General features: G+C 46.3%; 17 protein-coding genes, 1 tRNA gene and 1 other RNA gene. 6 read left to right on the top strand and 13 right to left on the bottom strand.

Going from position 1 to position 14,101, the window contains the following annotated elements; translation table 11 throughout:
* Window positions 1–11: 11 nt before the first annotated feature.
* The 3 genes from argC to rplM are packed head-to-tail and all read right to left on the bottom strand — an operon-like array spanning window position 12 to window position 1,884.
* Window positions 12–1,061 carry an N-acetyl-gamma-glutamyl-phosphate reductase gene (gene argC / locus CLV27_RS08365; protein WP_132527741.1) on the bottom strand — a complete coding sequence of 350 codons (1,050 nt, stop codon included), beginning with the start codon at window positions 1,059–1,061 and terminating at the stop codon, window positions 12–14.
* On the bottom strand, window positions 1,033–1,443 hold the full coding sequence (gene rpsI, locus CLV27_RS08360) for a 30S ribosomal protein S9 (protein WP_132527739.1): 411 nt from the start codon (window positions 1,441–1,443) through the stop codon (window positions 1,033–1,035). The genes argC and rpsI overlap by 29 nt, the downstream gene beginning before the upstream one ends.
* Before the next feature lie 12 nt (window positions 1,444–1,455).
* Window positions 1,456–1,884, bottom strand: coding sequence for a 50S ribosomal protein L13 (gene rplM, locus CLV27_RS08355; protein ID WP_132527737.1), 429 nt, complete (start codon window positions 1,882–1,884; stop codon window positions 1,456–1,458).
* Between the two features lie 126 nt (window positions 1,885–2,010).
* Between rplM and CLV27_RS08350 the strand changes: the two genes are divergently transcribed.
* The 4 genes from CLV27_RS08350 (at window position 2,011) to ffs (ending at window position 2,897) form a co-directional block, all read left to right on the top strand.
* Window positions 2,011–2,103 (top strand) — tRNA-Ser (locus CLV27_RS08350).
* 20 nt (window positions 2,104–2,123) lie between these two features.
* Entirely contained in the window at window positions 2,124–2,426 is a 303-nt protein-coding gene (locus tag CLV27_RS08345; RefSeq protein ID WP_132527735.1) for a nucleotidyltransferase family protein, read from the top strand.
* Complete coding sequence (locus CLV27_RS08340) at window positions 2,416–2,742, top strand: HepT-like ribonuclease domain-containing protein (RefSeq protein WP_132527733.1); 327 nt, start codon at window positions 2,416–2,418, stop codon at window positions 2,740–2,742. Before CLV27_RS08345 ends, CLV27_RS08340 begins: the two co-directional genes overlap by 11 nt.
* Window positions 2,743–2,799: 57 nt before the next feature.
* Window positions 2,800–2,897, top strand: an RNA gene (gene ffs / locus CLV27_RS08335) — signal recognition particle sRNA small type.
* Here the strand turns inward: ffs and hrcA are convergent.
* Together hrcA and CLV27_RS08325 are read right to left on the bottom strand one after the other, a co-directional pair.
* Complete coding sequence (gene hrcA / locus CLV27_RS08330) at window positions 2,898–3,947, bottom strand: heat-inducible transcriptional repressor HrcA (RefSeq protein ID WP_132527731.1); 1,050 nt, start codon at window positions 3,945–3,947, stop codon at window positions 2,898–2,900.
* 44 nt (window positions 3,948–3,991) lie between these two features.
* The gene (locus CLV27_RS08325; protein WP_132527729.1) at window positions 3,992–4,507 is read right to left on the bottom strand and encodes a gamma carbonic anhydrase family protein; all 516 of its coding nucleotides are present in this window, start codon (window positions 4,505–4,507) and stop codon (window positions 3,992–3,994) included.
* Window positions 4,508–4,707: 200 nt separating this feature from the next.
* On the opposite strand from CLV27_RS08325, the gene CLV27_RS08320 reads away from it, so the two are divergent.
* Complete coding sequence (locus CLV27_RS08320; RefSeq protein WP_132527727.1) at window positions 4,708–5,037, top strand: hypothetical protein; 330 nt, start codon at window positions 4,708–4,710, stop codon at window positions 5,035–5,037.
* 18 nt (window positions 5,038–5,055) lie between these two features.
* The gene (locus CLV27_RS08315; protein WP_165863720.1) at window positions 5,056–7,134 is read left to right on the top strand and encodes a hypothetical protein; all 2,079 of its coding nucleotides are present in this window, start codon (window positions 5,056–5,058) and stop codon (window positions 7,132–7,134) included.
* A gap of 25 nt (window positions 7,135–7,159) precedes the next feature.
* On the opposite strand, the gene bioA is transcribed toward CLV27_RS08315, so the two are convergent.
* The 8 genes from bioA to sucC all read right to left on the bottom strand — a co-directional run bounded on the left by bioA (window position 7,160) and on the right by sucC (window position 14,084).
* Window positions 7,160–8,515 carry an adenosylmethionine--8-amino-7-oxononanoate transaminase gene (gene bioA, locus CLV27_RS08310; RefSeq protein WP_132527723.1) on the bottom strand — a complete coding sequence of 452 codons (1,356 nt, stop codon included), beginning with the start codon at window positions 8,513–8,515 and terminating at the stop codon, window positions 7,160–7,162.
* Window positions 8,516–8,594: 79 nt separating this feature from the next.
* On the bottom strand, window positions 8,595–9,011 hold the full coding sequence (paaI, locus tag CLV27_RS08305) for a hydroxyphenylacetyl-CoA thioesterase PaaI (RefSeq protein WP_207891616.1): 417 nt from the start codon (window positions 9,009–9,011) through the stop codon (window positions 8,595–8,597).
* A gap of 87 nt (window positions 9,012–9,098) precedes the next feature.
* On the bottom strand, window positions 9,099–9,725 hold the full coding sequence (locus CLV27_RS08300; protein ID WP_132527721.1) for a 2-oxoacid:acceptor oxidoreductase family protein: 627 nt from the start codon (window positions 9,723–9,725) through the stop codon (window positions 9,099–9,101).
* The gene (locus CLV27_RS08295; protein WP_132527719.1) at window positions 9,722–10,579 is read right to left on the bottom strand and encodes a 2-oxoacid:ferredoxin oxidoreductase subunit beta; all 858 of its coding nucleotides are present in this window, start codon (window positions 10,577–10,579) and stop codon (window positions 9,722–9,724) included. The genes CLV27_RS08300 and CLV27_RS08295 overlap by 4 nt, the downstream gene beginning before the upstream one ends.
* Window positions 10,579–11,730, bottom strand: a complete 1,152-nt coding sequence (locus CLV27_RS08290; protein ID WP_132527717.1) for a 2-oxoacid:acceptor oxidoreductase subunit alpha — start codon at window positions 11,728–11,730, stop codon at window positions 10,579–10,581. The genes CLV27_RS08295 and CLV27_RS08290 overlap by 1 nt, the downstream gene beginning before the upstream one ends.
* A gap of 11 nt (window positions 11,731–11,741) precedes the next feature.
* Window positions 11,742–11,969, bottom strand: coding sequence for a 4Fe-4S binding protein (locus CLV27_RS08285; RefSeq protein WP_132527715.1), 228 nt, complete (start codon window positions 11,967–11,969; stop codon window positions 11,742–11,744).
* A gap of 22 nt (window positions 11,970–11,991) precedes the next feature.
* A complete protein-coding gene (sucD, locus tag CLV27_RS08280; protein WP_132527713.1) occupies window positions 11,992–12,894 on the bottom strand; it encodes a succinate--CoA ligase subunit alpha in 903 nt (300 codons plus the stop codon).
* A gap of 20 nt (window positions 12,895–12,914) precedes the next feature.
* Window positions 12,915–14,084 (bottom strand): ADP-forming succinate--CoA ligase subunit beta, encoded by a 1,170-nt coding sequence (gene sucC / locus CLV27_RS08275; protein WP_132527711.1) that lies wholly within the window; start codon window positions 14,082–14,084, stop codon window positions 12,915–12,917.
* Window positions 14,085–14,101: the final 17 nt, after the last annotated feature.

Genomic DNA, 14,101 nt, shown 5'->3' with positions numbered 1-14,101 from the left:
TCAAAAGGAAACTATATCCAGTTGGAAAAGAGTTCAAGGCCGGTGGTTTCAGGAAATCCACACACGATATTCATATTTTGGACGGCCTGACCAGAAGCGCCTTTACCGATGTTGTCAATTGCAGAGATAACTACTGCAAGCCCCGTTGATTCTTCTTTTGTTACGTAGATGTCGCAGAAGTTTGTCCCTGCAACGTCTGAGGTTGAGGGAGGAGAGTTTCTAACTCTAACAAAGTATTCGTCTTTATAAAACTCCCTGTAGATTTCTTGTAGTTCTTCCTTCTTTGCCTCGGTCTTAAAGTAAATTGTTGAGAGAATCCCCCTGTTCATCGGGACGAGGTGGGGGGTAAATCTGACGGCTGGTAGGTTTAACTTTTCAGCAATTTCTGGAGCGTGGCGATGACCCTCTACTCCGTAGGCCTTAAATGACTCGTTAACCTCGCAGAAAGTAAAGGAGAGACTTGCCTTCCTGCCTGCTCCAGTTACTCCTGACTTACTGTCGGCTATTATGGGGAAGGAGGTGTCTATCAGTCCTTTTACCCTTGCAGGGTAGAGTCCCAAGATGATGCTTGTTGGATAACAGCCGGGATTTGCAATGATGCTTTTTCTCTTTATTTCTTCCCTGTTTATCTCTGGAAGTCCGTAGGTGGCCTTTCCAAAGAGCTCCTTTGCCGAGTGCTCTACTCCGTAAACTTCCTCGTAGGTTTTCGGGTCTTTAAACCTAAAGTCTGCGCTAAAGTCAATGATTTTAAGCTCAGGGTTGATAGTGTAGAGTTCCTTCACGATGGGGAATGATGCCTTGTGAGGAAGACAGCAGAAGACAACATCACAGTTTTTGGCAATCTTTTCGGAGTTGTAGGGCTCAAATTGGAGTTCTGAAAAAGGACTTTTTAAAAAGTGAGGGAAGACGTCTGTGAGCTTTTTACCTTCAAACTGTCTGGAAGTAACGGTAACTACGCTGACAAGAGGGTGTAGTGTAAGGAGGCGGAGGAGCTCCGCCCCCGTATATCCAGAAGCACCGATAATTGCAGCTTTAACGCTTGGACCACTGGTACCTTGCACGTGCTCCCCTTTGACCGTACTTCTTCCTTTCCTTGATTCTTGCGTCCCTTGTGAGGAAACCTGCTTTCTTGAGGACTGGACGGAGTTCCGGGTTAAATGCGAGGAGTGCCTTAGCAATTCCGTACTTGATTGCGTCTGCCTGAGCTGACTTTCCGCCACCCTTTACAGTGCAGAGGACGTCAAACCTTCCGGTAGTTCCTGTTACCTCAAAGGGCTGCTGCATAATCTTGAGGAGTGTAATCCTTCCAAAGTACTCCTCTGCAGAGAGAACCTTGTTCTTTGAACGCTTTATCTGTATCTTCCCCTCTCCGTTTGGAATGAGCCAGACCCTTGCAACTGCAGTTTTCCTCTTTCCTGTTCCGTAGTATCTAACTTCAGCCATTACTTTCCTCCGTTAAAGCTCAAGGGGTTTGGGTTTTTGTGCGGCGTGGGGATGCTCAGGCCCTGCGTAAACCTTTAACCTCTTCATCCTTCTCTTTCTGAGCTTGTTCTTAGGGAGCATGCCCCTTACTGCGAGCCTTATAACCTCCTCGGGCTTCTTCTGGAGCATCTCTTTAAGGGTAGTTTCTTTGAGGTGTCCCATGTAGCCTGTGTGCTTGTAGTAGATTTTCTTCTCAAGCTTTTTACCGGTTACGTGGATTTTCTCTGCGTTAACCACGATAACAAAGTCACCGTTGTCAACGTGAGGGGTGTAGTTTGGCTTGTGCTTACCAATGAGAATTTTAGCAATTTCGCTTGCAAGCCTACCGAGGGTTTTTCCAGTAGCGTCAACTACGTACCAGTCTCTCTGGACGTCCTCCTTCCTCAGCATAAAGGTCTTCATCCTTAGTCCTCCGGACTTAAATGGCGTTTGGGTAAAGCGCCGAAAATGTAGCGGGCAGGCGGAAATTTACTAAAGTAAGAGTAACTTGTCAACTCCTTAAAATTGTCCTATATTTGCTCCTTGCACGGAGGGGTGCCCGAGCGGTCGAAGGGGCACGACTGGAAATCGTGTGTACCCCTAAAAGGGGTACCGCGGGTTCGAATCCCGCCCCCTCCGCCATTTTAATTTGAGTTCTAACTATGAAGACGCTTCAGAGCATAATCCAGATTCTACAGAAGCACGAAGAAAAGTTAAAAGGAAAGTATAAAATAAAAACTTTAAAAATTTTTGGTTCTTACGCAGTAGGCAAACAAACAGAAAGCAGTGACCTTGATGTAATAGTGACCTTTAAAGAAGCTCCAACCCTTCTTGAGTTTTTAAGCTTAAAAGAATACATAGAAAACTTGGTTAAATTGAAAGTGGATTTGGTTACAGAGAATGCCATAAGTCCTTATATAAGGCCTCATCTAAAAGAAGTTGAGGTGTTAAATTTTGAAAAGTGATAAAGTTTACTTAGCCCACATCTTGCAAGAATGTGAGTTTTTGATGGAATATTCCGCCAAAATTTCCTATGAAGAGCTTGTGGATGACCCAGTTCTATCAAGAGCGTTTGTAAGGAGTCTTGAAATCATAGGTGAGGCTGTTAAAAATCTTTCTGCAGGGCTTAAAGAAAAGTACTGTGAGATTCCTTGGAAAAAGATTGCGGGAATGAGGGACGTCCTCATTCACGATTATTTCGGTGTTGATTACGAGATTGTCTGGAGGAAGACCGTCTGTAAAGATGTTCCTTGGCTCAAAATGAAAATTCAGGAAATTTAAGACAAGCTGGAAGAAAGTGCTCTTGACAGTTGATGTTTAGTTTTTATCTTTTATTAAAGCCGGGGTCTCCACAACGTCCGGAGGGTGAACCCCGCCAGGCCCGGAAGGGAGCAACGGTAAGCCTGAAGGACGTGTGTGGTAAGGCTCCGGCTCTTTTATTTATCCCTGTTCATTAAATAAGAGAGAGCTCTCGCCACGTTCTCAACTATCGGAATGACCTCAGAGTAGTTCATCCTCTTTGGTCCTATTATTCCTACAACTCCGCTGTTTCTCATTCCTACCTGATACTTTCCTATCACTATACTGAAAGGTTCAAAGGGTTTAAATGAGGTTTCTGAGCCAAGAATTACGTCTATCTTCTTGTTCTCCTCTAAAAACTTGGATAGTATTTCAAGGAGAACGTTTTTCTCTTCAAGAACTTTAAGAATTTCCTTTAATTTCTCCAAGTCATCGGCTAAAACGTTTACTATGTTGGGCGTTCCTTGAAGTTTTACTTGGTTTACGCTGTTTAAGGTAGATAGTATTTGCTTGTTGACCTTAAAAGACAGGGTAGCAAATTCCTGCCTTACTGCGTCTATCTCTTCTATGAGCTCTTTTTTGACTTCTCCTAAGGTTTTCCCTTTAAAGCGTTTGGAGAGCTCCTTAGACAGTTTGGGGAGCTCCGTGTCGGGAATTTCTATGTCTATTACTTTGTGGAGTATGTAGTCTGGAGAGAACTTGATAACGATGAGTACTTTATTGTGTGAAACCTTTATCAGCGTAACTCCTTTAACTACTAAGTTCTCAACAAAGTTAACTCCAAATCCAAGGTAACCTGTTGAGTTCTGGAGGAAATCAAGAACCCGAGAGAGTATCTCTTCTGGCCTTGAAACGCCTGCACCCTGTATGAAATCCAGTAGCCTGTTAACGAGGGTGGTGTCTTCTTCTCCTAAAGCTAAGAAAAGGTGGTTTATGTAAATTTTCAGTCCTTCGTCCGTGGGAACTCTTCCGGCAGAAGTGTGGGGTTGGGAGAGAAGCCCTTTGTCTTCTAAATCCGCCATAACGTTCCTTATGGTTGCGGAGCTTATTTTCATCCTGTAAGTCTTTTGAACCGTCCGAGAGCCGACGGGTTCACCGGTCTCAATGTAGAGCTCTGCAACCTTTAAAAGAATATCTCTCTCCCTTTCAGAAAGTTGTTCCTCAGAAGTGTACCTTACCCTTTCCATTTGCTCTGTCTTCACATAGGATTTCACAGAGTTAAAATATAGGACTATTTAAAGAATTCCAGATACTCGTCTTTGTACCTTACGTACCTTTCAGCGTGCTCTCTTAGGCCTTTTATTTCTTCTTCTGTTAGCTGTCTTACCACCTTGGCAGGGAATCCCATTATGAGACTTCCGGGAGGAAACTCCTTTCCCGGTGGAACGAGAGCTCCAGCAGCGACTATGGAGTTCTCATTAATTACTGCACCGTCAAGGATAATCGCTCCTATACCTATCAGGCAGTTATCTTTAACTGTGCACCCGTGAAGTTTAACTGCGTGTCCGACAGTTACGTAGTTTCCGATAATTGTCGGGTGAGTTTTTCTCGTTACGTGGACAACGGAGCCGTCCTGAATGGAGGTACACTTACCAACTTTTATGTAGTTAACGTCTCCCCTCAGGATAGCTCCAAACCAGATGCTACTGTCATCTCCTATCTCTACGTCTCCTATTACCGTTGCGTTCTCTGCGATGAAAACTCTTTCTCCAATTTTTGGGGTTAGGTCTCTGAAGGGCTTTATCAAAGCTTCCTCCTTTTAGTTGGTTGATTTTCAAAGCAATTTTAGCACTTTAGAAGCCCATATATAAATAAAGTCTTGTATAAATAAAATGTTATATAGCTATATAACATTGATAATTTAATTTATTTAGGTATTGTCAATTTTCTAAAATTGAAGTAAAGTATAAATATGAATGAACTAACTAACCAATTTAGGAGGGAACGATGAAGAGATACTTAGGGGTAGTGTTGGGGGTTGCGCTGTTATCAACCTCAGGAGCTTTAGCAACACACCCTGATGTAACCCTTAAAGACCAGTTTGAAAATCCTGTTTCAGAATCAGGACTTCCTGTGGATGTTAGAAAAAGCTGTGGCTCCTGTCATGACGTTGATTACATTGCAACAGCTTATCACTTCCAACAGGGAAGGCTTGTTCTCCTGACAAAGGAGATTTATGAGAAGAACTATTACAACAAGTATGGTGATACCCAGTTCACAAACGGTCTTCCTAAGGAGCTGACATCTCTTGACATGGGGATGTACGGTAAGCTCTGACCACCAGCTTACCGCCAGTTGGCGCCTCAGGAAGGAACAAACCCGGGACTCATTGACCTTACTACTCCAGATTACGCCAGAATGTGTGGAATGTGCCACCCCGGTGGCGGCCCTATGGAGAAGGACAGAAACGACAACTTCCTTCACGAAAAGTCCCTTTCAGAAATTCAGGCAGTGTTTGACTCTGGAAAGATTCCGGGAGATTACGCTACCTTTGGTACTGACCCGAATACCGGGGAGAAAAAGTTTTTACCTTTTGAGTGGAAAGTAGATGTAAACGGCCAAAGTGTAAATAATACGATGGCTCCTACCTGTTTCTACTGCCACTCTAAGAAGCTGACGGAAAGCTGGGAAAAGGCGGCAACAGGAACTCTTATGTTCAGAACAACTGTAAACGGTAGAGCTGTTGGGAAGCCTTACTTTGCTGCTGCAGACGTTGCTGGAGGCTTTATTGGGACAGTTAATGAGGATTTGAGCGTTACCTATGAAAGTGGAACGGTTGGGGATGAAACCATAGGCCACGCAACTGATAAGCACTGCGGCCACTGCCACGGAGCTATAGGGTTTGAAGATATAAATGGCGACGGTCAAGTAAATGCGATGGACTTTGTCCTGCAGGTTAAGGACTTAAAGTTCATGCAGCCGGACTTTATGAAAGAGGCAATGGTATGGCAGTTTGCAGATGGTAGTAAGAACGTTGACGTTCATAAGAAGAACGGTATTGGCTGTGTAGATTGTCACCAACCTGTGGGAAGTACTCACATAGGAACTCCTTCCCACAACTTTGCAAAAGGTAGCTGTGGGCCTGCCTTTGGAGTTATGTGGAATCAGCTTGCAGGTAGCTTAACCTGTAAGAACTGTCACTACGATGCAGAGAGCGAGCACATAGACTACTTCGGCCCTGCGGCAAATACCCACCTTAGTGTAATTGCTTGCACTACTTGCCACATAGGAAAGAAGTATTTTTACAGGGTCAAGCTCATAGACTGGACTCTCCCGATGTTTGTAGTTATGGGAAATGCAAGTAACATTCAGTTCTTTGGGCTTGACAAGCACGGTTACCTCTACGGAGACCCTGTAAACGGTAAGTACGTTGATATCGCTTGGTTGCCAGAAAGGGACTTTGAGACGGGAGAAGTTAAGTGGAAGATTAAACCTGTAAATGCAATGGGAGTTCTCCTGTTTGAAGATAACTCCTCTGGAGAGTTTAAACCTGTTCTTGCAAGGTATTTAGCTAAGGTCTTTAAGGTTAATCCTGAGTGGCCGACCAAGTATATGAAAGTGGAGATAGACCCTTCTACCGGTAAACCTAAGTATAGTCCAGCAACGACGAATACAGGGGAAAACTTGAATATTCTTAACATTAAGGTCGTTAAGGCGAATTCTGGAGTTACGATTGCAACCGATTCCGACCTTGCCAGCGGTAACTGGTCACTGTGGAGGGTCGTCCCGAACTGTATAGACGTTAATCTGGATGGTGTTTGTGGTGAAGGTGATGTTCAAATTACTGACGATACCGGTCTTACCGGAGCTCCCGACGGCGACTTGGAGCTCAATACAAAGGAGGAGGTTGAAGCAGCAATTACTGCTCTCAAGAAGGTTATAGCTTCTGCGACCGGAAAGAGCGAAGAGGAAATAGAGGTTAGGCTTGTTGCTACGACAGACGCCTTTGGAATGAGCCATAACATCAGGCCGGCAGACGAAGCCCTTTCCTGTGGCGACTGCCACGGAACAAGGACTGAGGACTTAGAAGGTTCACTCCTTAGGAACACTACGCCTCTATACTTTACCTACGACTCCGATGTTGAGACATCCTCTTATTTTGTAAAAGCGATTGACAGAACTCCTACCCTTGCTGAGTACGCAGAACACGTTAAGGAAGAACTGGTGGCTGTCGGATATCCCGCTCCTTCTGAAGATACCCTTTCTCTAACAGAAGAAAGCGGGGAAACTACCACCGAGTCCTCTATAAGCGAGGTTGCTACGTCTGAAGGTGGCGGAGGCTGTTCTGTGAGTCATTCTGCTGGAGTTGGTGGAGCTCTCTCTGCCTTGATTTCACTCCTTCCCCTTGGACTCCTTAGAAGAAAGAGGAACTAATTTTGGGGGGCTTTCGCCCCCTTTTTTAATTTCCCAAGACCTCAACGATTGCATCCCTGTAAGTTTTCACCATAAAGTCAATCTCCTCTTCAGAGATAGCTAAGGGTGGCATTATCACGAGGACAGGACCTAAAGGCCTTGTAAAGACGCCTTTTTCTACGATTCTCCTTGAAACTCTCCTTCCTACATCGTCCTTCCACGAAAAGCCTTCTTTAGTTTTCTTGTCCTTGACGAGCTCTATTCCTACCATAAAGCCCTTTCCTCTTATGTCTCCAACGTGTTTGAGCTCTGAGAGCTCCTCGTATAGTTTCCTGTAGAGGTAGTCAATTTTTGGTTTTAAGGACTCTGGATATCCCTTCTTCTCAAAAAGGTCAAGGTTTGCAAGGGCTACTGCACATCCTAAGGGGTTTCCTGTAAAGGTGTGTCCGTGGAAGAAGGTCTTTCCACTTCCGTAGTCCCCTCCCCAGAAGGCTTCATAGACCTCGTCGGTAGCCAATGTTATTGCAAGGGGCATGTATCCTGCAGTAAGTCCTTTTGAAATGGCCATAATGTCCGGGGTAACCCCTTCCCACTCACAGGCAAACATCTTTCCGGTCTTTCCAAAGCCCGTTGCAACCTCGTCTAAAATCAGGAGGACGTTGTACTTGTTGCAGAGCTCCCTCACCCCTTTTAAAAAGCCTTCCGGATGAACGATTATTCCGGCTGCTGCCTGAACGAGAGGCTCTAAAACAACCGCGGCAACTTCTTCTCCGTGTTTCTCTAAGACTTCTTCAAGCTTTGAGAGGGCGTAGTCCCTACACTCTTCTGGCGTTCCGTCAAACCTGTAAGGGTGAGGGGAGGGAATTTTGTAGGTCTCAAACATGAGCTCTCTAAACATTGAGTGGAAGAGGTCTATTCCTCCGATGCTGACAGAGCCTACCGTATCCCCGTGGTATGCCTCGTCAAGCTTTACAAACTTTGTCCTCTTCTTTTCTCCCTTAAGTTGCCAGTACTGGTAGGCCATCTTTAGGGCAACTTCCATGGCTGTTGAGCCGTCGTCAGAGTAAAAGACGTGGTTTAGCCCTTTAGGGGCTATATCAACGATTCTCTTTGCTAAAAGGACTGCCGGAACGTTTGAAAGGCCAAGGAGCGTTGAGTGGGCTATCTTATTTACCTGTTCTATTAGAGCCTCGTTTAGTTCTTTTACGTTATGGCCGTGGACGTTACACCAGATTGAACCGACTGCGTCAAGGTACTTTCTGCCATCAATATCGTAGAGCCAGCACCCTTCGCCCCTTTCAATAATAATCGGATCAAACTTTACGTATTCGGCCATCTGTGTAAATGGATGCCAGACGTAAGTTTTATCCCACTCTTTAAGGAGCTCTTTTTCTACTTTCATTTTTAAAACCTCCAAATGTCCATAAAATCAAGACAAATTTTAACCTGACGGTTAACCTGAAGGGGAAGAGGAGAAAGGCTTAGGATTCTTCAGTTAGTATTTCCCTATCTTTTACGAAGACCTGTCCTGTAAAGAGGGCGACCAGTTGACCGTTTTCCTTCCTTACCTCTACTCTGTATAGTCCTGTTCTTCTTGTTCTGTTCATTTCAGTGGCTTCTGCGATTAACCTTTCACCTTTAAAGGCTGGATTGGCAAAGTTTATGTTTGCGTTTGTTGCAAGGGCTACTTTTCCGTAACTGTTTGATGCAAGGGCAAAGGCAAAGTCTGCAAGTGAAAATATTGCCCCTCCCTGACAAACGCCGGCAGCGTTTAGCATATCTTCCCTTACAGTCATTTCAATTTTTGCGTAACCTTTCTTAATTTCTATTAGTTTTACGTTGAGCCATACGGCTACTTTGTCGTTTTTTAGCATAAAGTCGGCTATCTTCTCAACCAAAGTAACCTCTGCGATTGTCTTTTCTTGAGAAATTATTTTAGCAGTTTGAGGAAGGAAAAGCCCTCCCACCGAGGGAGGGCAAGGATGTTATGCTTTCTGGAGGGCTTGCTGGCCGATTTTGACACCTTCAAGGAAGGCGTTCTTGTTGAGGTCAATGAACCTTGCAGGAACGCTCTTTTCAATCGCTTTAAGGAAGGAATCCTCAGAGATGAGGGGCTTTCCGTCAAACTGGATGGTGGTTGCAACCTGAAAAACTCCAAGGGCAACGATGTTCATAACCTGCCTTCTTCCAAGAACCTCTGCTGCCGTTCTGGCTATTGGGGCAGAAACAACTCTGTACATGTTGCAGTCAAGGTCGCACTGGACGAGGTCGGCGTCTACTATTACGAGAGCTCCCGGCTTAACGTTTACGAGGATGTCGGCGTCATTCTCGCCACACTCAGGGTCAAGCCTTACAGGCTTACCCTTTACCATATCGTCGTAAGCTTCCTGAGACTGTATGATAACTGCGTCAAGGTCTGTTGTCTTTGGGAAGTCAATAGGCTCGTTGGAGATAACCACGTCTCCAAGAGAAACTCCACTCCTCATAGCAGCGCCGTAGGTAGCTGTCTGGGTAGCGTAAAGCCCTTCCTCGGCTGCTGCCGTAGCAAGGACAACTGCGGCCAATATGGAACCCTGACCAGCAGAACCTATAACTCTAACTTCATACCTCATTTTTCACCTCCAGAGAGCTCTTTCACCCTTTTCCAGTAAACTTCCGTGTACTCAGGTCTTGAGGTGTCGTGGTAGAGAACACCCCTTGGTATCTTTCCAGCCCTCTTCTCCTCTGGGAGTTTCTCCCAAGCCTGAATAGGTAGTGTGTTCTCCTTGAACCAGAAGTACATCTCCTCTGTGCTCATCCTGTTCTTACGTCCGTAGATAACTGTACATGGAGAGAGAACCTCAATTAGGGAGAAACCTTTGTGCTTAATTCCGTCCATTATGAGCTTCTTGAGCTCCATTGCGTGGTAGGCCGTTCCCCTTGCAACGTAGGTAGCTCCGGCAGCTATGGCTACCTTTGCTATGTCAAACTGGGGCTCGTAGTTTCCGTAAGGCATTGTTGTAGCGTAAGAACCTTCTGGAGTTGTTGGGGAAACCTGTCCACCTGTCATACCGTAAATCCAGTTGTTGATGAGAACAACTGTAACGTCAATGTTTCTCCTTGCAGCGTGGATAAAGTGGTTTCCACCGATGGCGAGAGCGTCACCGTCTCCGGTGAAGATGATTGTTGTGAGCTCGGGCTTAAAGAGCTTTAAACCTGTTGCGAAGGTGAGAGCCCTTCCGTGAGTTGTGTGGAGGGTAAATCCGTCAAAGTAACCGGGAGTCCTTGAAGAACATCCGATACCGGAGACCATTGCAACTTTGTCGTTTGGTATTCCGAGCTCGTCAAGGGCCATACAGGTAGCCCTGAAAGCCTGTCCGATACCGCAACCCGGACACCAGATAGTAGGGAGCTTGCTAAGACGCAGGTACTTAAAGTAAGGCTTCTTTTCAATGATTTTTTCCATAGGTATGTTAGCGGCGTTCATTATTTACCTCCCTTAGCAATTTCCTCTACTTTTTCAAGAATCTCGCTGGGGTAGATTATCTTTCCGTTTGCCCTGTTGAGCCTGTAAATTGGACACTCGCCCTTAGCACACCTTTCAACTTCAAGGACGTACTGTCCCATGTTGAGCTCAGGAACGAGGATGGCCTTAACGTGCTTGGCAAGCTTGTTTAGAGTTTCCTCTGGAGATGGCCATATGGTTATGACCCTGAAGAGTCCTGCCTTTATTCCTTTTTCCCTTGCAAGCTGAACGGCCGTTCTTGCAGCCCTTGCCGTTGTTCCAAAGGCAACGATTGCGATTTCTGCGTCGTCAAGCATATACTCTTCGTTTTTCTCAAGCTCAGGCTGAACTCTTTTAACCTTTCTGATAAGCCTGTCTATGAGCTCTTGGCACATTTCAGGGTTTGTCGTTGGGAATCCTGTGTAGTCGTGGTGAAGGCCAGTAGCGTGTCCCCTGTATCCGGGTGTTCCGTAGTCGGCTATTGCTGGAACGTCGTCCTCACCGGGCTTGTAGGGGAGGTACTCCTCTGGTGGAACGTCGGGCTGTTTCCTGTTCCAGACTTCAATCTTGTCGGGGGTGAACTGCTCAACGTCAACGGTTTCCCTCATGTGTCCGAGAACCTCGTCAAGGAGGAGGACAACGGGAGTTCTGAGCCTTTCAGCCCAGTTGAAAGCCCTTATTGTCTCTTCCATTATCTCCTGAACGTTTCCGGGGTAGAAGACCGGAATGAGCTTGTCTCCGTGAGTTCCCCAGAGGGACTGCATTATCTCCTGCTGACCAATCTGGGTAGGAAGACCTGTTGAAGGACCGCCCCTCTGAACGTTAACGACAACGCACGGAGCTTCAGACATAAAGGCGTAGCCGAGGTTCTCCTGCTTTAGGGAGAATCCGGGACCAGAGGTTGCTGTCATTGCCTTTGCGCCGGCAAAGGAAGCTCCAACTACAGCTCCCATTGCGGCAATTTCGTCTTCCATCTGGATGAATACTCCTCCAACCTTTGGAAGGAGCTCTGACATCTTCTCGGCAATCTCTGAAGATGGTGTAATCGGGTAACCTGCGTAAAACCTACATCCTGCAAGGATTGCAGCTTCAGCACAGGCGTGGTTTCCGTACTTGAGCTCCAGTTTTGCCATACTTTCCTCCCTTAAGCGCTTGCTATTTCTTCATACTCTTCTGGAGTGAAAACGTAGATGCAGAAGTCTGGACATATCATTTCACACTGTTTACACCCGATACACTTTTCGGGCGCTACGACCTTCATTACGGCCTTAACCTTGTCAAGCTCAAGAACTTTTGTAGGACATACGGCTGCACAGATGTTGCAGCCCTTGCACCACTCCTCTTTTACAACAACAACTCCTTTTGCCGCCATACTTTCCTCCCTTTTGGTTCCTTTAGAGAAGTCCCCTTTCTTTAAGAGCTCTCTCAACCATTTCGCCAATCTCTGCAGGAGTGTTGCAGACGTAAGCTCCTGCTGCCTTTAGAGCTTCCATCTTGCTCTTGGCGTCTCCCTTACCGCCGGAGATGATAGCTCCAGCGTGTCCCATCCTCCTTCCCGGAGGAGCTGTAACACCGGCGATGTAGGCAATTACCGGCTTGTCAACGCACTCCTTGATGTACTCGGCAGCTTCCTCTTCCATAGTTCCACCGATTTCACCGATGAGAACTATTGCGTCGGTTTCTGGGTCGTTGTTGAACATCTCAATAGCTTCCCTGTGGGTTGTTCCGGGAACTGGGTCTCCACCGATTCCGATAACTGTTGACTGTCCAATTCCCCTTGTTGTTAGCTGGTAGGCAGCCTCGTAGGTTAGAGTTCCAGAACGGGAAACGATTCCGACCCTTCCCTTCTTAAAGATATGTCCGGGCATAATTCCCATCTTGCACTCTTCAGGTGTGATAACGCCGGGACAGTTTGGACCAACGTAGCGAACGCCAGTTCCTTGGAGTGCCCTCTTTACCTTTACCATGTCGTTAACTGGAATTCCCTCAGTGATACAGACAATCAGCTTTATTCCTGCGTCTGCAGCTTCCATAATTGCGTCTGCCGCAAAGGCAGGAGGAACGAAGATAAGGGAGGCGTTAGCTCCAGTTTCCTTAACGGCTTCCTCAACTGTGTTAAAGACGGGCACTTGATACTTACCTTCGTCATCTGTCCAAGTCATTCCACCCTTACCGGGTGTTACGCCTGCAACTATCTTTGTCCCGTAGTCAAGACACTGCTTTGCGTGGAAAGAACCTTCCTTTCCTGTAAGCCCCTGAACGACTACTTTTGTGTCCTTATTTATGAGAACGCTCATCTCTTCCTCCCTCTCCTTTTTTAAAGTTCACCTTTTGCAGCTTTTACGGCCTTCTGAGCTCCGTCTGCCATATCCTTAGCTGGAATTATGTTGAGACCACTCTCCTCAAGCATCTTCCTACCGAGCTCAACGTTTGTTCCTTCAAGCCTTACGATTAAAGGCCTGTCAAGCTCAACCTGCTTTGCAGCTTCAATAATTCCTCCGGCAATCCTATCGCACCTAACGATTCCACCGAAGATGTTGACGAATATTGCTTTAACGTTGGGATCGGAAAGGAGTAGCTTAAATGCAGCTGCAACCCTCTCTACAGTTGCGGTTCCACCAACATCTAAGAAGTTGGCAGGCTCTCCACCGTAGTACTTAATTGTGTCCATTGTGGCCATTGCAAGGCCTGCACCATTAACCATACATCCGATATTTCCGTTGAGCTTAACGTAGTTGAGGTTCCACTTCTGAGCTTCAAGCTCAAGTGGGTCAATCTGGGTTGTATCTTCAAGCTCCTGAATGTCGGGATGTCTAAAGAGAGCGTTGTCGTCAAAGTCTATCTTTGCGTCAAGACAGATAAACTCTCCTTCCTTTGTCTGAACGAGTGGGTTTATTTCAATGAGGGAAGCGTCAAGTTCAAAGTACATCTTTGAGAGGGTCATTGCGATTTTAACGAACTGGGAGAGAAGCTTTTTATCCGTTATTCCGACCTTGTAAGCGATTTTCCTTGCTTGGTAAGGAAGGAGTCCTATGGCAGGGTCTACGTGTTCCTTGATGATGAGTTCGGGGTTTGTTTTCGCTATTTCCTCTATTTCCATTCCACCAGCCGCTGATACCATAAGGACTGGCCTTGAAACTTCCCTGTCAAGGGTTAGACCAACGTAGAACTCCTTGTCTATGTTTACGCCGGCCTCAACAAGGACACAGTTTATAGGAAGGCCCTCTGGGTTCTGATAGGTTTTAAGGCGGCTTCCTATCATTTGAGCTGCTATCTGTCCGGCTTCCTCTGGGGACTTTGCAAGTTTAACGCCACCAGCTTTGCCCCTACCACCTGCGTGAACCTGAGCCTTTACAACGACTACCGGTGTACCGAGTTCCTTTGCAGCCTGCTCAGCTTCCTGAGCGTTGTGGGCTACGATACCCTTAGGAACCGGGAGTCCGTACTTCTTAAAGATTTCTTTTGCTTGGTACTCGTGTATCTTCATCCTCTTCCTCCCGCCTT

Source organism: Phorcysia thermohydrogeniphila (assembly GCF_004339575.1).
GTDB classification, from domain to species: Bacteria; Aquificota; Aquificia; order Desulfurobacteriales; family Desulfurobacteriaceae; genus Phorcysia; species Phorcysia thermohydrogeniphila.
This window is presented reverse-complemented; position numbering and strand designations above follow the sequence as displayed.